This is a genomic window from Mesorhizobium sp. (assembly GCF_004962245.1).
Classification (GTDB): Bacteria; Pseudomonadota; Alphaproteobacteria; order Rhizobiales; family Rhizobiaceae; genus Mesorhizobium.
Map to the genome: position 1 here is coordinate 28,337 of NZ_SUHQ01000017.1, position 15,472 is coordinate 43,808.

The 15,472-nt window shown below is 62.2% G+C and carries 18 protein-coding genes; 9 read left to right on the plus strand and 9 right to left on the minus strand.

Going from position 1 to position 15,472, the window contains the following annotated elements; genetic code table 11:
- Positions 1-41: 41 nt before the first annotated feature.
- Entirely contained in the window at positions 42-794 is a 753-nt protein-coding gene (locus E5X88_RS18845; protein ID WP_292163870.1) for a crotonase/enoyl-CoA hydratase family protein, read from the plus strand.
- Positions 795-837: 43 nt separating this feature from the next.
- Here E5X88_RS18845 and E5X88_RS18850 read toward each other — a convergent pair whose 3' ends face one another.
- From E5X88_RS18850 to pdxH, 4 genes are all read right to left on the minus strand, one after another.
- Positions 838-1,131 carry a type II toxin-antitoxin system RelE/ParE family toxin gene (locus tag E5X88_RS18850; RefSeq protein WP_292163871.1) on the minus strand — a complete coding sequence of 98 codons (294 nt, stop codon included), beginning with the start codon at positions 1,129-1,131 and terminating at the stop codon, positions 838-840.
- Entirely contained in the window at positions 1,128-1,373 is a 246-nt protein-coding gene (locus E5X88_RS18855) for a CopG family ribbon-helix-helix protein (RefSeq protein WP_292163873.1), read from the minus strand. Before E5X88_RS18855 ends, E5X88_RS18850 begins: the two co-directional genes overlap by 4 nt.
- A gap of 69 nt (positions 1,374-1,442) precedes the next feature.
- Positions 1,443-2,072, minus strand: coding sequence for a LysE family translocator (locus E5X88_RS18860; RefSeq protein ID WP_292163875.1), 630 nt, complete (start codon positions 2,070-2,072; stop codon positions 1,443-1,445).
- Positions 2,073-2,136: 64 nt separating this feature from the next.
- Positions 2,137-2,754 carry a pyridoxamine 5'-phosphate oxidase gene (gene pdxH / locus E5X88_RS18865; RefSeq protein ID WP_292163877.1) on the minus strand — a complete coding sequence of 206 codons (618 nt, stop codon included), beginning with the start codon at positions 2,752-2,754 and terminating at the stop codon, positions 2,137-2,139.
- A gap of 40 nt (positions 2,755-2,794) precedes the next feature.
- Here pdxH and E5X88_RS18870 point away from each other — a divergent pair, with 40 nt between their 5' ends.
- From E5X88_RS18870 to E5X88_RS18885, 4 genes are all read left to right on the plus strand, one after another.
- Entirely contained in the window at positions 2,795-3,268 is a 474-nt protein-coding gene (locus E5X88_RS18870) for an RT0821/Lpp0805 family surface protein (RefSeq protein WP_292163879.1), read from the plus strand.
- Positions 3,269-3,367: 99 nt separating this feature from the next.
- Positions 3,368-4,291, plus strand: a complete 924-nt coding sequence (locus E5X88_RS18875; protein WP_292163880.1) for a DnaJ C-terminal domain-containing protein — start codon at positions 3,368-3,370, stop codon at positions 4,289-4,291.
- Positions 4,292-4,397: 106 nt separating this feature from the next.
- Positions 4,398-5,216, plus strand: coding sequence for an enoyl-ACP reductase FabI (fabI, locus tag E5X88_RS18880; protein WP_292163882.1), 819 nt, complete (start codon positions 4,398-4,400; stop codon positions 5,214-5,216).
- A gap of 60 nt (positions 5,217-5,276) precedes the next feature.
- Positions 5,277-5,864, plus strand: a complete 588-nt coding sequence (locus E5X88_RS18885) for a histidine phosphatase family protein (RefSeq protein WP_292163884.1) — start codon at positions 5,277-5,279, stop codon at positions 5,862-5,864.
- 108 nt (positions 5,865-5,972) lie between these two features.
- Here E5X88_RS18885 and E5X88_RS18890 read toward each other — a convergent pair whose 3' ends face one another.
- From E5X88_RS18890 to E5X88_RS18900, 3 genes are all read right to left on the minus strand, one after another.
- Positions 5,973-8,042 carry an LTA synthase family protein gene (locus tag E5X88_RS18890; protein ID WP_292163886.1) on the minus strand — a complete coding sequence of 690 codons (2,070 nt, stop codon included), beginning with the start codon at positions 8,040-8,042 and terminating at the stop codon, positions 5,973-5,975.
- A gap of 252 nt (positions 8,043-8,294) precedes the next feature.
- Positions 8,295-8,834: a cytochrome b/b6 domain-containing protein gene (locus E5X88_RS18895; RefSeq protein ID WP_292163888.1), complete on the minus strand. Its 540-nt coding sequence runs from the start codon at positions 8,832-8,834 to the stop codon at positions 8,295-8,297.
- A gap of 4 nt (positions 8,835-8,838) precedes the next feature.
- On the minus strand, positions 8,839-9,108 hold the full coding sequence (locus tag E5X88_RS18900) for a PepSY domain-containing protein (RefSeq protein ID WP_292163889.1): 270 nt from the start codon (positions 9,106-9,108) through the stop codon (positions 8,839-8,841).
- A gap of 165 nt (positions 9,109-9,273) precedes the next feature.
- Between E5X88_RS18900 and E5X88_RS18905 the strand changes: the two genes are divergently transcribed.
- Both E5X88_RS18905 and E5X88_RS18910 read left to right on the plus strand, forming a co-directional pair.
- The gene (locus tag E5X88_RS18905) at positions 9,274-9,933 is read left to right on the plus strand and encodes a response regulator transcription factor (RefSeq protein WP_292163890.1); all 660 of its coding nucleotides are present in this window, start codon (positions 9,274-9,276) and stop codon (positions 9,931-9,933) included.
- A gap of 14 nt (positions 9,934-9,947) precedes the next feature.
- The gene (locus tag E5X88_RS18910; RefSeq protein ID WP_292163891.1) at positions 9,948-11,261 is read left to right on the plus strand and encodes a HAMP domain-containing sensor histidine kinase; all 1,314 of its coding nucleotides are present in this window, start codon (positions 9,948-9,950) and stop codon (positions 11,259-11,261) included.
- Positions 11,262-11,342: 81 nt separating this feature from the next.
- On the opposite strand, the gene E5X88_RS18915 is transcribed toward E5X88_RS18910, so the two are convergent.
- Positions 11,343-11,606 (minus strand): DUF1344 domain-containing protein, encoded by a 264-nt coding sequence (locus E5X88_RS18915; RefSeq protein WP_292164108.1) that lies wholly within the window; start codon positions 11,604-11,606, stop codon positions 11,343-11,345.
- A 284-nt stretch (positions 11,607-11,890) separates the two neighbouring features.
- Here E5X88_RS18915 and aroC point away from each other — a divergent pair, with 284 nt between their 5' ends.
- Both aroC and ribB read left to right on the plus strand, forming a co-directional pair.
- Positions 11,891-13,000, plus strand: a complete 1,110-nt coding sequence (gene aroC / locus E5X88_RS18920; RefSeq protein WP_292163893.1) for a chorismate synthase — start codon at positions 11,891-11,893, stop codon at positions 12,998-13,000.
- A gap of 87 nt (positions 13,001-13,087) precedes the next feature.
- Positions 13,088-14,182 carry a 3,4-dihydroxy-2-butanone-4-phosphate synthase gene (gene ribB, locus E5X88_RS18925; RefSeq protein ID WP_292163895.1) on the plus strand — a complete coding sequence of 365 codons (1,095 nt, stop codon included), beginning with the start codon at positions 13,088-13,090 and terminating at the stop codon, positions 14,180-14,182.
- A 57-nt stretch (positions 14,183-14,239) separates the two neighbouring features.
- On the opposite strand, the gene E5X88_RS18930 is transcribed toward ribB, so the two are convergent.
- Positions 14,240-15,463, minus strand: a complete 1,224-nt coding sequence (locus E5X88_RS18930; protein ID WP_292163897.1) for an MFS transporter — start codon at positions 15,461-15,463, stop codon at positions 14,240-14,242.
- Between the last annotated feature and the right edge of the window lie 9 nt (positions 15,464-15,472).

The window sequence follows — 15,472 nt, forward strand, 5'->3', positions numbered from 1 at the left end:
TTGGCATTTCACAAGGGCCTGACGTTCACAAAGGATCACCCGTGACAGAGCATATCCTCGTCGAGCGCCAGGGCGCTATTCAGATCATCCGCATGAACCGCCCGGACAAGAAGAACGCGCTGACGCGCGCCATGTATGCGAAAATGTCCAAAACCCTTGCCGAGGGGGATGCCGATCCGGCGGTCCGCGTCCATGCCTTCCTCGGCGTGCCAGGCGCCTTCTCGTCCGGCAACGACCTTGCCGATTTCATGGTCGTCGCTACCGGCGGCGAGGGTGGCACGGAGGTCTGGGATTTCCTGATGGCACTGGCCAGGGTGGAAAAGCCTGTGGTTTCCGGCGTCGACGGCATTGCGGTCGGCATCGGCACCACGCTCAACCTCCATTGCGACCTGACCTTCGCCACGCCGCGCACAATGTTCCGTACGCCCTTCGTCGATCTCGGCCTGGTGCCCGAGGCGGGGTCGAGCCTGCTTGCGCCGCAGATACTGGGCCGGCAAGGCGCCTTCGCGCTGCTTGGGCTCGGCGAAGGCCTTTCGGCCGAGCGGGCGAAAGCCGCCGGACTGATCTATGCGGTGGTCGAGGAAAACGAGCTCGAAGCCTCCGTACTTGACGCCGCCAGCCAGATCGCGGCCAAGCCGCCGCAAGCGCTGAAGATCGCGCGAGACCTGATGCGCGGCTCGCGCGAGGAGCTTGTTGCCCGCATCGGCCAGGAAAGCGAGCATTTCCGCGAGCGGCTCAAATCCGACGAAGCCCGCGCCGCCTTGATGGCCTTCATGGCCAGGAAGAAGGGGTGAAGGCGGTGTGGCCTGATGACGCGGGCCACGGTGTTGGGCGACTTTACAAGGTCCGCGGCCACCGCTGGGCGGCGTGCATGACGGTGACGATTTCGACAGTGTCACCCTTGACGCGATAGGGGACGATATACGGAATATCAACCAAAACGAGCTCCCGCGTCGCCTTGATGCGCCCGATGCACCCCATGGCCGGTCGCTCGGCGAGATGTTCCGTCGCGCTCACGATCCGCGCAATGACTCGGGCGGCGGCCTCAGGGTTGTCTTTTTCGATGTGTGCGCCGATTTCGTCAAGCCGACGCAGCGCTCGTTTGGTCCAGCGGATTCTTTTGCGGCTCATGCCTGGCGGGCGGACTTAACGTATTTTCCGATAACTGCGGCTACGTCACGGTCACTGGCAAAATCGCCGCGCTCGGCTTCGGTCAACCCGGCCTCTATCTCGGCGAGTTGCCATTCCTCACGGGCTACAAAGTCCTCAATGGCCTGCGCAGCCACATAGGAGCGCGAGCGGTCGAGCTTTTCGGCGAGTTGGTCAAGCCTTTTTGCGGTTTCGTCCGGGACGCGCACGGTAAAGGCAGTCATGGGTCATAGAGGACAATCGGTGAACGAGTTCGTGACACGTGTTGAGGTGCTGAATTTGGTGCACTCCGGCTAGCGATGCTCGGTCGCGATGCGGATGCCGAGACCGATCAGCAGCGTTCCGGTCACGCCTTCGATGACGCGGCGGATCGATGGCCGGCGCAGGAAATCCCCGGCCTTGGCTACGACCGTCGTGTAAAGCGCCAGCCAAGTAAAGGTCATGACGGCGAAGACCACTCCAAGACCAAGCAACGCCGCGAAGCTTTCCTGGCCCGGCGGCACGAACTGGGGCAAAAGGCTGGCGAAAAACACGGCCATCTTTGGATTGCCGAGATCGCTGATCAGGCCTTGGCGAAAGGCGCTTGCCGCCGTCAGCCGTGAAGGCTTGGCGACGGCCAACACCTCCGCCTGATGGGACGGCCGCAGCGCCTCCTGCAGCGCCTTGACGCCGAGATAGACGAGATAGGCAGCACCCGCATATTTGACGGCGAGGAACAGCGGCTCCGACGCGACCAGCAGGGCGACAATGCCGGCGCTGGTGGCCAGCGCCCAGATCGTCTGGCCGCTGGCGATGCCAAGCGCGGTCGACACGCCGCCGGCGCGACCGCCGAGCAGCGTGTTGCGAATGGTTATGGCCGTGTCCGGTCCGGGTGTGGCGATGACGATGAACGAGACGCCGAGGAATGCCAGGAACAGGCTCATGGTTCACCTCTTGTGCGACTGAAACGGCATGAATTCATATCTTGCCGCACCGTCTTCGCAAGGGTCAGGGGTAAAGCCTCGTCTTGTCCCAGCCGCCCTCGGCGTTGCGGGAAAAGACGACGCGGTCGTGCAGCCGGAAAGGCCGGTCGTGCCAGAATTCGATCGTCTGCGGCACGATACGGAAGCCCGACCAGTATTTCGGTCGCGGAATCTCGCCGATGGCATGGCGCGCCGTGTATTCGGCAACGGCTTTTTCCAGCGCGAAGCGGCTCTCCAGCGGCCGCGACTGTTTCGAGGCCCAGGCGCCGATGCGACTGCCGCGCGGGCGCGTCGCGTAATAGGCATCCGCTTCGGCGTCGCTGACGATCTCCACCGGTCCGCGCACGCGCACCTGCCGGCGCAGCGATTTCCAGTGGAAGCACATCGCCGCCTTCATGCTGCCGAGAATCTCACGGCCCTTGGCGCTCTCGAAATTCGTGTAGAAGACAAACCCGCTTTCATCGAACCCCTTGAGCAGCACCATCCGCACATCCGGCATGCCGTCGGCATCGACGGTCGCCAGTGCCACGCCGTTGGGATCGTTGATCTCACTCTTTGTCGCGTCGTCGAGCCATGCCGCAAAGAGGCGGAATGGCTCGGCAGCCTCGGTAAAGTCACCGCTTGTTAACTCAGTCTCGCTCATAGTTTTCTCAAATTCCATTGCCGGCTGGGGAGATTGCCGATTGTCGCGTATCGCGCAACCTTTTGACAGCAGGCAATGGAGCCTTATTGCTTCGGCCAGCGCCCGGGCTGCGGTCAAGGTCGCGATCGTGCTGGCCGCCTTGCCGCTTGCCGCCTGCGGTGCCGGCGGCTTTAGCCTGGAGCAGGCGGAGGTCGACCGCACGATCCTCACCAGCAGCACGGCTGCTTCTGCCTCGCCGGTCGATCAGGATCGCGCCTCGGACCAGGCGACGATCGGTAATGCTGTGTCTTCCGCCGATATCCAGGAACTTCGCGGGCAGGCCGTTCCCTGGGCGAATTCCGATACCGGTTCGCGCGGCTCGATCACCGAACTGGCTGAGTCCAGGGACAACGGCCGGCTTTGCCGCCGCTTCACCGCCTCGCGCGAGAGTTTCGACGGCGTCGCCCTGTTCAAGGGCGAGGTATGCCTGGCCAGCGCCGGCGCCTGGCGGATGCAGGACTTCAAGGCGCTCTGATTTTCCGCCATCATATGACCGCACACTACTGGAATTTCTTCCTATGCGAGCGCATATAGGTGGCAATCGTGGACTCACTCCTTCTCCAGGGCAGAAAGCATGCGCGACCCCTATGAGGTGCTGGGCGTTGCCAAGAACGCATCGGCCAAGGACATAAAATCGGCGTACCGAAAACTCGCCAAGAAGTATCATCCGGACCAGAATCCGGATGATCCCAAGGCGAAAGATCGTTTTGCCGCGGCCAACCAGGCTTACGAGATCGTCGGCGACGAGAAGAGCCGGGCGGCTTTCGATCGCGGCGAGATCGATGCTGACGGCAAGCCGCGTTTTCAGGGTTTCGAGGGCGCCGCGGGCGGCGCCGATCCTTTTGCCGGTTTTCGCCGGCAGCAAGGGCCGGGCGGCTCACGCTTCGAGTTTCGCTCGGGCCGTCCGGGCGGCGATCCGTTCGACGGCAACAGCGACATTTTCAGCCAGATTTTCGGCGAGACCTTCTCCCGCGGTGCCGGTACGGGCGCCGGTCGGCAGGCGCCCTCCGGCGCCGACCTGAACGTGACGCTCGACATCACCATCGAGGAAGCGGCGACCGCTGAGAAGGTGACGGCGATGTTCCCCGACGGGCGCAAGGTCGCCGTCAAGCTGCCGGCCTATGTCGAGGACGGCCAGACCATCCGGCTGAAAGGCCAGGGCGAGCAAGGACCGGGGCAGCCGGGCGACGCGCTGGTCAAGATCCGCTTCCGGCGTCATCCGCGCTACCGCGTCGAAGGCCGCGACCTCCATGCCGACCTGCCGGTTGCACTGGCGGATGCCGTGCTGGGCGCCAAGGTGGCGGTCGAAACGCCGATGGGCCGGCTAGCGGTCAATGTTCCCGCCTGGTCGAGCTCGGACAAGGTCCTGCGGCTGAAGGGCAGGGGCCTGCCGGAAAAAGGTGGCGGTCACGGCGATCTCTACGCGCATGTGCGGCTGATGCTGCCAGAAGGTGGCGACAGCGATCTCGACGCGCTGATGCGCAACCGAAAACGCTGACTGGACGCTTTTGTCCCCCGAACTGTCCGCCTTGAGCGCTTGAAGGGTCTCCGTGCCTGTGCGATAGGCACTCCCACAAGCAGAAGATCTTGCGGAGAGCGCTCACATGACGAGTGGACAAGGCATTATGGCCGGCAAGCGGGGGCTTGTCCTTGGCGTCGCGAACAATCGATCGATCGCCTATGGCATTGCCAAGGCCTGCGTCGACCACGGCGCCGAGATTGCGCTGACCTATCAGGGCGAGGCGTTCAAGAAGCGCGTCGAGCCGCTGGCGGCGGAACTCAACGCCCATATCGCCGGCCATTGCGACGTGACCGATCCGGCAACCCTCGATGCGGTTTTCGACGATATCGCCAAGCATTGGGGCAAGCTCGATTTTCTCGTCCACGCCATCGCCTTTTCCGACAAGGACGAACTGACGGGCCGCTATGTCGAGACGACGCGCGACAATTTCCTGCGCACCATGGACATTTCGGTGTTTTCCTTCACCACCATCGCCAAGCGCGCCGAGGCGCTGATGACCGACGGCGGCTCGCTGCTGACGCTGACCTATTACGGTGCGGAAAAAGTGATGCCGCACTACAACGTCATGGGTGTCGCCAAGGCGGCGCTCGAAGCCAGCGTGCGCTATCTGGCCGTCGACCTCGGCGCCAAGAAAATCCGCGTCAACGCCATCTCCGCCGGCCCGATCAAGACGCTGGCCGCCTCCGGCATCGGCGATTTCCGTTACATATTGAAGTGGAACGAATACAATTCGCCGCTGAAGCAGACAGTGACACAAGAGGAGGTCGGCGATTCAGCCGTCTATTTCCTATCCAACCTCTCACGCGGCGTCACCGGCGAGATCCACCACGTCGATTCCGGCTACCATGTCGTCGGCATGAAGGCGGTCGATGCGCCTGATATTTCGACCGTCAAGGAATAAACCTTCCTCGAATATTTCTTCCGCCCGCAGCCTGCTCTCGACCCTTCTCCGGATGACTTGATGTATCCGCTCGTCTACATCGCGCGCCACGGCCAGACGGAGTGGAACGCCGAGTCCCGGCTGCAGGGGCAGGCCGACACCGATCTCAACGCGCTCGGCCGCGAGCAGGCCAGCCGCAACGGGCGCCGGCTGGCCGAACTCGTCCATAACCCCCAGGATTTCGACTTTGTCGCGAGCCCGATGCGGCGCACACGCGAAACGATGGAGCGCCTGCGCACGGCGATGAAGCTCGATCCGTACGCCTATCGTACCGAGCCGCTCCTCGTAGAGTTGAGCTTTGGCGACTGGCAGGGTTTCACCTTTGCCGAACTCAAGGCGAAGGATCCCGGTTCGACAAGGCAACGCCGCCTCGACAAATGGAATTTCCAACCGCCCGGCGAGGGCGCCGAAAGCTATCAGATGCTGCTCGAACGGGTAAAACCCTGGTTCGATGCGCTGGACCGCCAGACGGTCTGCGTGACCCACGGCGGCATCGTGCGTGCCCTGTTCCGCGTGGTGCTGGGAATGCCCGAGGAAGAAGCCGCAAACCTGGATGTGCCTCAGGATCGCTTGCTCAGGCTGGAGGGCCAGCGCCTGGAGTGGCTCTAGGGGTCAAAATCCAATCACTCTGAACGACTGAGTTCAACCCTACGTCGTTGCCATGCGAGGCACGAAGGTCTTGAAAGGGTTACTAAGCGGTCCTCGCTCTTCGTAAGATCACCGGGACAGACCTGGCATTCCCAAGATGTGCTGGCGCTCCGGCTTTGTGAGCGCAGCGGTATGGTGGGCGTGGTCCTGGACGGCGGCCCGGGTGGCTTCGGGTTTGGCTGGCTGCCCAACAGGACGCCGGTCAAATGCCGGTGTGACGCTGTCAAGAGCACTTGGAATGCGGCGTGAAATATCGCGCCAATGCGAGGCATATTGATAGATGGCCACCGTATCGTCGACTGCTTCCTCATCGATAGCGTCTTGCCGCACCACCTCGTCACCCTTCAGCTGGACGATCTGCTTTTTGGGCTCAAGGATAGTCGTGCGACCATGCAGGATCATCGCCACCCTCTCGTAGTTGGAGATGTAGACCGGCCGCTCGGCTTCGTCCGCATTGATGAGGTCGTCGCCGAAGAAGCGGCTGCGATAACTGGCGTGCAACATGGCGAGCAGCGACGGCGCGATATCGACCTGGCTCGCCAAGCGGTCGATCCGCCGGGGGTCGACAAAGCCCGGCGACCAGATGATGCATGGTATGTGGTACTTATTCATGTCGAGTTCGATCTTGCCGGCGACGCTTGCCGTATGGTCGGCGACGAAAACGAATACTGTGTCCTTGAACCACGGTCTCGCCGCGGCTTTGTTCACCAGCTCGCCAATCGCATAGTCGGAATATTTGACCGCCCCGTCGCGACCACCTGGCGACGGGATATCGATTGCACCGTCCGGATAGGTGAATGGTCGGTGGTTCGACGTGGTCATGACGAAGCTGAAGAAGTTCTTGCCTTCCGTCACCGAGGCGTCGGCCTGGCGGATCACCTCGTCATAGAGAACCTCGTCGCTGACCCCCCACGCGTTGGCAAAATGCACATTGGCAGCGTTCATCGTGCCGCGGTCGACAATGCCGAAGCCGTTGCCGGAGAAGAACGCATTCATGTTGTCGAAATAGCCGTAGCCGCCATAGATGAAGCGCGTGTCGTAACCGGAATCCTGGAACACCGAGCCAATGGTGAAGAGATTGTCGCTGCCCGGGCGACGCAGGATCGATTGCCCCGGGGTCGGCGGGACTGAAAGCGCAATCGCTTCCAGCCCGCGCACTGTGCGCGTGCCCGTCGCTCGCATTTCCGTGAAAAGCAGACCTTCGGACGCCAGCCGGTCGAGATTGGGCGTCAGCCGTTTCGGATTTCCAAAGGCGCCCAGGAACTCGGCACTCATGCTTTCCATCCCGACCAGGATGACGTTCTTGCGCAGCATCGGGCCCTCGGCCCGGATGTCGCGTGTGACGTCGTTCAGGTTGGCACTTTCGAACGGCTCGTGGTTTTCGGCCAAAAGGTCGCGCGCCCGTTCGGCCGCCTGCTTCTCGGGCAAGGTCCGGTAGAAATTCGCGAAATCGATCTCATTCGAGAAGAAAGCGCTGACCAAACCATAGAGACCGTTGCCGCCGAGTTCGCGGGCGACCGCGCTCGGCATCGGCCGTGTGATCGAATCGGGCGTCAGCAACACGCTCGCGACGGCCGCTCCTGTTGTCGCCGCGAAAACCGCCAGGCGGTTCATAAAAGGCGGATGTGGCGCGAACCCTGCCGTCACCTGACGGCGCAACAGAAAGGTGCCGCTGATTGCCAACAAGCCGATGCCAGCAAGCAGCGGCACGACCGGATAGCTCTCCATGATGTTCTGGATCACTTCCTGCGTGTAGACCAGATAGTCGACCGCAATGAAATTGAAACGCGTCGTGAACTCATCCCAGAAGAAATATTCGCCAACCCCCTGCATGACCGTCAGGAACAGGAAGAGTGCGAAAACTAAGAGCCCGACCGCACGATCGAACCGCTTTCCGGCCCACGAGGCCGGCAGGAGAAGAGGGAAGACGAGGAAGACCGCGAGGATTGGAAGCAGCGTGATGATGTCGAACCAGAATCCGGTGAGAAACGGAACCATCCAATCCAGCGGATCGAGCGAAAGATTGCCAATTGAGACCACGGTCAAACCAAGCCGGATCAGGACCTGTGCGGCGAGAAAGAGCAGGACGAACGGCCTTAGGCGGCAGAAAATCGCATGGACCGATTGGGCAAAAGTCATGGCGAAACTCCGAACGGATTCTGAGTTTCTGGGCACTTGTGCCTCACCCGGACGTCTGATGAGCAGCGGGCGTTCAAGTGCCTGCGGTCATGCGACAGATCGGGTGGCAGCAGCAAAAAGCTCAGGGCCAGTGCAATCGGCCCGAAAAGAAGGCCGACCCGAACAAAGCTCCTGTATCGGTGCATTCCAGTTCCAGCTCAGAAAGATTGTGCAATACGGACGCCGCGCTTGCCGCGCCCGGAGGATTTCCTGTCAAGCGACATCGCCGGGTTCAGGAGCGGGCTTGCGCCCAGTGATCATGGCGCGCACGAGGTTCTCGCTGTGACGCAAGCTTCCCAAGACGACGCCGCCGACATGAAGCGCGACCAGAGCCAGCATGACGTTAGCCAGCATCTCATGTGTCTCCTCGACCCATTCGATGCCCCAAAAGGCGTCAGTCGTTTGTAGCCAGCCCGTGCCGGCAACGAGTACCGTCGAAGTCAACAAGGCAACAACCATCAATGCTCCCAACGGATTGTGGCCAAGAAAGCGCGCTTCGCGATTGAAGATCACATCCTTGGTGTAGGAGAGTGTCTCCCTCGGACCGCGGATGAATTGCGTGAAGCGAGCATATCGCGACCCGGCGAAACCTATCGCCAGCCGGAACGTGATGAGTGCTGCCGCCGCATAGCCGGCCCATTCATGCAGGTCCTTGATTTCGTCGGCAGATAACCACGCCACCGCAAAGCTGGCCACGAGGCTCCAGTGGAAGATCCGAACGCACGGATCCCAGACGTTCACGGTGGCGCGCATCGGTTCAGCCTTCGCTCTCACCGTCCACACGCTTGAAGGTTTTGGGATCGAAGTACGCTTCGACCTTGTTTCCCTTCGAATCCACGGCATAAGCCTCGTAGCAACCGTCCTCCGTCTTGATCGAGCGGATCTGCCATCCATCAGCTTCAAGCTTGGTTTGTAGCGCTTCGCGCGGTTGCCATTCGGCGACCGGCACATTGCATTTCTCGCCGGCCAGTGCAGCGCCGGCGGCAGTCACGTTCAGAAAAAGGGCTCCGATCAGGATGTTCTTCATTGGGGGTCTCCATTGGGTTGTTCCAATGCCGGCCCTTCTGGCAGCCGTAGCTGACAGCAACCTGAAAGCCTCCGTCGATGTTGCGCGACGGCGATTCAGCGTGGCGTCAGGTTCTGTCGTATAAGGGAAGAGTCTGCCCCTCGACCTGGAACCTCGACACACCTGATGCGAATACTGCTCATCGAAGACGACAAGGCCATTGGCAGTGCTGTGCGCGAACATGCGGCGGCGGATGGCCACGCGGTCGACTGGGCCAGGACCCTGTCAGCAGCGCGCGATTACGCTGCTGTTGCCTCCTACGGGCTTGTCCTTCTTGACCTTCACTTGCCGGACGGTAACGGCATCGACTACTTGCGCGAGACACGGAAACGGCTGGATATGGCTCCCGTAATTATTCTGACCGCCCGCGATCAGATCTCGGATCGTATCGAGGGGCTCAACGCAGGTGCCGACGACTACCTGGTCAAGCCGTTCGATCTTGGCGAACTCTCCGCGCGCATCCATGCCGTGGCCCGTCGCTATGGGCTCCGTCCGGAACCTACGTTTTCTCTCGGGACGCTGATCATAGTGCCGGCCGAGCGACGCATCGACCGCAACGGCCAGGCAGTCGACTTGACTGCGCGCGAATGGGCGGTGCTTGACTGCCTGATGCAGCGCCCTGGTGCAATCGTGTCGAAGACGCAGATCGAGGACGCGCTCTATTCTTTCGGTTCGGAGGTCGCGAGCAATGCTGTGGAGGTCTATGTCAGCCGGCTCCGCAGAAAGATCGGCGCGGACCGAATAGCGACCGTGCGCGGCGTCGGGTACAGGCTCGCGGACACATGATGAGGTCGGCCAGCATGACGCGCAAGCTGATGCTGTGGCTGGGCGGCGCAACGCTCCTGTTTTGGGTTTGCGCCGCCACCTTCGGCGCGCTCGTGATGCGCGAGGAGTTCGACGAGGTCTTCGACAGCGCGCTGCAGGAAACGGCGCAGCGCCTGATGCCGCTCGTGGTCGATGATCTGTTTCAGCGCGCGCATTCCCCGGACCCGCGTCGCATGGGCGACGGCGTGCTCGAGCATGAAGAGTATCTAACCTACCAGGTTCGCGATCGTGAGGGGCGTGTACTGATGCATTCGCATGACGCGCCGGCGCAACCGTTCGACGCGCCGTTGGGTCGCGGTTTCTGGGACACTGCCACGCGCCGCATCTATACGGAGGAGGCCGTCAGCGGCACGCTGTTTCTTCAGATTGCCGATCCGCTCGCTCATCGCCGCGAAGCGACCATCGAAGGCGCGCTGTCGCTTGTCCTTCCGCTCCTCGTGCTTGCGCCTTTGAGCATGGCCGTCATCTGGATCGTGATCCGGCGGGCGCTGGGGCCGATCGAAGTACTGCGACGGGAGATCGGAGCGCGCGACGGCGGCAATCTCTCCCCGATGGGAATGATCGGTCTCCCGGTCGAATTGGGCACCATCGCCGCCTCTGTCGACCGCCTTCTCGAACGTCTGCGGATGGCCCTCGACGCCGAGCGCGAGTTCGCCGCCAACAGTGCACATGAGTTGCGCACACCGATCGCGGGCGCGCTCGCTCAAACGCAGAGGCTGATCGCTGAGCTTCCCCAGGGCGCGGCGAAAGCGCGGGCCCGTGGCATCGAGACATCTCTGTCAAGTCTCGGCCATCTCGTCGAAAAACTGCTTCAGCTTGCGCGGGCCGAATCGGGAATCGGCATCGCAGATCATGCGATCGATCTCGTCCCGGCGGTCCGGCTGGTCGTGGAGGACTTCAGGCGAAGGCCGGAAAATGCCGGACGACTGATTCTCGATATCGACGGCAGCGGCACGTTGATACGCAAGGTCGACGTCGACGCCTTCGCTATCGTCCTTCGCAACTTGATAGAGAATGCGCTTATTCATGGACTGCCCGATACCCCGGTAACAGTTTCCGCCCGTATTGACGGAACCATCGCCATCGCAAACGCGGGGCCGGTGATCCCAGTTGCAGAGCTTCAGGCATTGACCAAGCGATTCAAGCGTGGCGCGACCACAGCGACGGGCTCAGGCCTTGGTCTGGCCATCGCTGCGATGCTCATCCAGCGAATGGGTGCCAACCTCGAACTTGCGTCGCCTGCTCGTGGTCGCGAGAACGGTTTTGAGGCAACAATTCGCATCCCTTGATGATATATTGCTCGAGCGCGACCTTCGGGGAAGGCTCGCCCTTCTCGGTAGTTTTTTCGGGATGGATCAGCCGGAAAGGCTCTATTCGGCTGAACCGCTGTCCGGCAGTTGCATGTCGGTGATGACGTTTTCGCCGTTTGTCTCGTCGTAGGCGATCACGATATCCATGCCGGGTTTCAGCGCCTCGATATCGGTTTCGGCATTCAGCTTGTAGGATTTGCCGTCGTCGAGTGTCAGCGTCAACGTGTCCTTGTCGATCTCTTTGATCAGGCCTTCGGTCTGGCCGGCGAAGGCGGCGGTGGAAATCAGCAATGTGGCGGCAACGGCGCCGATCAGGATACGCATCATCGTCCTCTTATCATTGCGCCGCCACGGTGGCGGCGGGGGGTGTTCAACAGACGGGTCGAGGGAAGCAGAAACCAATCGAATGTGTCAAAACTAAATCCGCCAGATCACAGTTTGACCACTGCGGGAAACGCCAATAGAAGGCAGACTACAGTGCCGCGCGTTGTCTTGGACGCGCAAAGGACGCTGTAGCACTTTTTGATTTTGCGCATGATCCTTTCCGAAAATCGCTCCGATTTCGGGTCATGCGCAAAGCCGGCTCCGATGCCGGCAGGGCTGGTTTCATGTCTCACAACACGTTTGGCCATCTTTTCCGTGTCACCACCTGGGGCGAAAGCCATGGCGCAGCGCTCGGCTGCGTGGTCGACGGCTGTCCGCCCGGCGTCCGCTTCACGCGTGCGGAGATTCAGGCCGAACTCGACAGGCGCCGCCCTGGTCAATCGCGTTTTGTCACGCAGCGCCGCGAACCCGACGACGTCAAGATCCTGTCCGGCTTCATCCTTGATGAGGATGGCGAGACCATGATCACCACCGGCACGCCGGTGTCGATGATGATCGAGAATGTCGACCAGCGCTCCAAGGACTATGGCGAGATCGCCCGCCAGTACCGGCCGGGTCATGCCGATTATACCTACGAGACCAAATACGGCCTGCGCGATCATCGCGGCGGCGGCCGCTCTTCGGCCCGCGAGACGGCGGCGCGGGTGGCGGCCGGAGCCTTGGCCCGCAAGGTCGTGCCCGGAATGATCGTGCGCGGCGCGCTGGTGTCGATGGGCGAAAAACGAATAGACCGCGCCAACTGGAACTGGAATTTCGTTAGCGACGCCGAAAATCCGTTCTTCACGCCCGATCCGGCATCGGTCGCCATCTTTGCCGCGTACCTCGACGGCATCCGCAAGGCGGGTTCGTCGGTCGGCGCGGTCATCGAGATCGTCGCCGATGGCGTTCCGGCAGGTCTCGGCGCGCCGATCTACGCCAAGCTTGACCAGGACATTGCCTCGGGCCTGATGTCGATCAATGCCGTCAAGGGTGTCGAGATCGGCAACGGCTTCGAGGCCGCCCGCATAACCGGCGAAGAGAACGCTGACGAGATGCGCATGGGTAATGACGGTAAGCCGATCTTCCTGTCCAACAATGCCGGCGGCATTCTTGGCGGCATCTCGACCGGCCAGGCGATCGTCGCGCGCTTCGCCGTCAAGCCGACCTCGTCGATCCTGACCCCGCGAAAGTCGATCGACAAAGACGGCAACGACGTCGAGATCATGACCAAGGGCAGACACGATCCATGTGTCGGCATCCGCGCCGTGCCGATCGGCGAAGCGATGGTTGCCTGCGCCATTGCCGATCACTATCTGCGTCATAGGGGACAAACGGGGAGGGCAGTAGGGGAGTAGGGCAATATGTTGCGCTGTCGGCCGTTTTTTCCTTTTCCCTGTTCCCTTACTGCCCTATTCCCCTACTCCCCTAGCTAGCGAGCGCCCATGCCTTACGATCAGAAGAAAATCGTCGAAGCCCTGCGCGCCTTCGAACGCGGCGAGATCGTCGTCGTCATGGACGATGACGGGCGCGAGAACGAGGGCGACCTGATCGTCGCCGCCGTCCATTGCACGCCGGAAAAAATGGCGTTCATCGTCCGCAACACCTCCGGCATCGTCTGCACGCCGATGCCGCGTGAGGAAGCCAAGCGGCTGAACCTGTCGCCGATGGTCGCCGACAATGATTCGGCCCACACCACCGCCTTCACCGTCAGCGTCGATTTCAAGCATGGCACCACAACAGGTATTTCGGCCGAGGACCGCACATTGACCGTGCGCAACCTGGCCAACGGCAATGTCGGCGCCTCCGATTTCGTCCGCCCCGGCCACATCTTTCCGCTGATCGCGCGCGAAGGCGGCGTGCTGATGCGTTCGGGCCATACCGAGGCTGCGGTCGACCTGTGCAAGCTCGCCGGTCTGCCGCCGGTCGGCGTCATTTCCGAGCTGGTCAACGACGACGGCACCGTGATGCGCGGCCCGCAGGTGCAGGCCTTCGCCGAAAAGAACGGTTTGAAGCAGATCTCGGTCGCCGACCTCATCGCCTACCGTCAGCGCAAGGAAACGCTGGTCGAGCGCGTCGCCTGTTCGGACATCAACACGCCTGGCGGCAAGGCGCAGGTCTTCACCTACACGCTGCCCTGGGACTCCATGCACCATGTGGCGATCGTCTTCGGCGACATCCGCGACGGCGAGGAGGTGCCGGTGCGGCTGCATTCAGAGGATGTGGTGAGCGACGTCTTCGGCACCGGCCACAGGCTGGACGGCATCATGAAATCGATGGGCGAGCGCCGGCGCGGCGTCATCGTCTATCTGCGCGAAGGCTCGGTCGGCGTCGCCCATCAGGAGCGCAACCGGCCGGCAAGTGGCGAGGACCACGAAGAGGCGCGTCGCCGCGAAAATGAATGGCGCGAGATCGGCCTCGGTGCCCAGATCCTGAAGGATCTGGGCATTTCCTCGATCAACCTGATCGCCTCGCGCGAACGCCACTATGTCGGCCTGGAAGGCTTCGGCATCCATATCGCCAAGACGGAAATTCTCTAGGCGGATAGCGGCCGCCGGCATGCGCCCGGCCCCAATTGGGACCGGACGCATAGGCGACTATTCAGCAGGAACCGCGGCAGCATCGCATGCGGAGGTGTCGCAATCCGGCGCAGCAAGGCTGCGCTGGCCGGCGAGCACGATGGCCAATGCGATTGTGCCCGCTGCCACTGACACCAGAAACCCGCTCTGTGCGCCAAAGGCGTCCACCACCCATCCGGCGGCGAAGGAGCCGAGCGCCATGCCGATGCCTATGCCGGTCATGACCCAGGTGACGCCCTCCGTCAGCATGGCCTCCGGGACGCGCCGCTCGATCAGGCCGAATGCCGTGATGAAGGTCGGCGAGATCGCCACACCGCTGACGAAGACGGCCAGTGCCAGGAGAGGCACCGTGTCGGCGACGAGCAGCGGCAGCGTGGTGAGCGCGATGATGGCGATCGCGATGGCAAGCCGAATTTGCAGTGGTGTTTTCAGGTTCAGGGCGCCGATGACAATGCCGACGACGAACGATCCGAGGGCGTAGACGCCGATGACGAGGCTTGCGGCGCCCGGCTGGCCAAGTTCCTTGGTGATCGCAACAGTGCTTACCTCCGTGGTCGCGAAGGTCGCGCCGATGAAGATCAGGGCGAAAGTGATGATTTGGACCGGCCGCAGGCGGATTGCCGAGCCGCTCGAACCAAGTTCCACCGGTCGCACGCGCGGCTCGGTCGAGCGCTGCAGGATGAAGGCTGTCGAGCCGAGGGCGAGGAACAATGTGCTCGCCAACATTCCCGCTTCCGGGAAAAGAGCGACGCTCAGGCCTACCGATAGCGAAGCCCCGGCGATGTAGACCAGCTCGTCCGCCGCCGACTCGAAGGCGAACGCGGTGTTCATCTCGGGGCGGTCCCGGAAGATCTCTGTCCAGCGCGCACGCACCATTGCCGGGATGCTGGGCATTGCGGCGGCCAGCAACGCTGATACGAATAGCGTCCATATCGGCCAGTCCTGATTGGCCGCCGCAATCAGCGCCACGAAAGCGAGCACGGAAATGACCGTGGTGGGCACCACAATCCGCGTCTGGCCGAGGCGGTCCACCAGCCGCGATATCTGCGGCGCGACGAAAGCATTGGCCAGCGCATATGTCGCGGAGACGGCGCCGGCCAGCCAGTACTCGCCGTGCGTCTGCGACAGCATCGCGACGATGCCGATCGGCGCCATGGCCATCGGCATCCGGGCAACGAAGCCGGCCGCGGCGAAGCCCTTGGCTCCCTTTGCCTTGAAGATCTCGCGATAGGGATTGGGCATGAGAAGACT

Coding starts and splice junctions, on each gene's coding strand:
- E5X88_RS18860 (WP_292163875.1), bottom strand. CDS start 2,072: ATGAGCCTGTTCCTGGCATTCCTCGGCGTCTCGTTCATCGTCATCGCC.
- E5X88_RS18885 (WP_292163884.1), top strand. CDS start 5,277: ATGTATCCGCTCGTCTACATCGCGCGCCACGGCCAGACGGAGTGGAAC.
- E5X88_RS18850 (WP_292163871.1), bottom strand. CDS start 1,131: ATGAGCCGCAAAAGAATCCGCTGGACCAAACGAGCGCTGCGTCGGCTT.
- E5X88_RS18910 (WP_292163891.1), top strand. CDS start 9,948: ATGACGCGCAAGCTGATGCTGTGGCTGGGCGGCGCAACGCTCCTGTTT.
- E5X88_RS18930 (WP_292163897.1), bottom strand. CDS start 15,463: ATGCCCAATCCCTATCGCGAGATCTTCAAGGCAAAGGGAGCCAAGGGC.
- E5X88_RS18905 (WP_292163890.1), top strand. CDS start 9,274: ATGCGAATACTGCTCATCGAAGACGACAAGGCCATTGGCAGTGCTGTG.
- pdxH (WP_292163877.1), bottom strand. CDS start 2,754: ATGAGCGAGACTGAGTTAACAAGCGGTGACTTTACCGAGGCTGCCGAG.
- E5X88_RS18915 (WP_292164108.1), bottom strand. CDS start 11,606: ATGCGTATCCTGATCGGCGCCGTTGCCGCCACATTGCTGATTTCCACC.
- E5X88_RS18900 (WP_292163889.1), bottom strand. CDS start 9,108: ATGAAGAACATCCTGATCGGAGCCCTTTTTCTGAACGTGACTGCCGCC.
- E5X88_RS18855 (WP_292163873.1), bottom strand. CDS start 1,373: ATGACTGCCTTTACCGTGCGCGTCCCGGACGAAACCGCAAAAAGGCTT.
- fabI (WP_292163882.1), top strand. CDS start 4,398: ATGACGAGTGGACAAGGCATTATGGCCGGCAAGCGGGGGCTTGTCCTT.
- aroC (WP_292163893.1), top strand. CDS start 11,891: ATGTCTCACAACACGTTTGGCCATCTTTTCCGTGTCACCACCTGGGGC.
- ribB (WP_292163895.1), top strand. CDS start 13,088: ATGCCTTACGATCAGAAGAAAATCGTCGAAGCCCTGCGCGCCTTCGAA.
- E5X88_RS18895 (WP_292163888.1), bottom strand. CDS start 8,834: ATGCGCGCCACCGTGAACGTCTGGGATCCGTGCGTTCGGATCTTCCAC.
- E5X88_RS18890 (WP_292163886.1), bottom strand. CDS start 8,042: ATGACTTTTGCCCAATCGGTCCATGCGATTTTCTGCCGCCTAAGGCCG.
- E5X88_RS18875 (WP_292163880.1), top strand. CDS start 3,368: ATGCGCGACCCCTATGAGGTGCTGGGCGTTGCCAAGAACGCATCGGCC.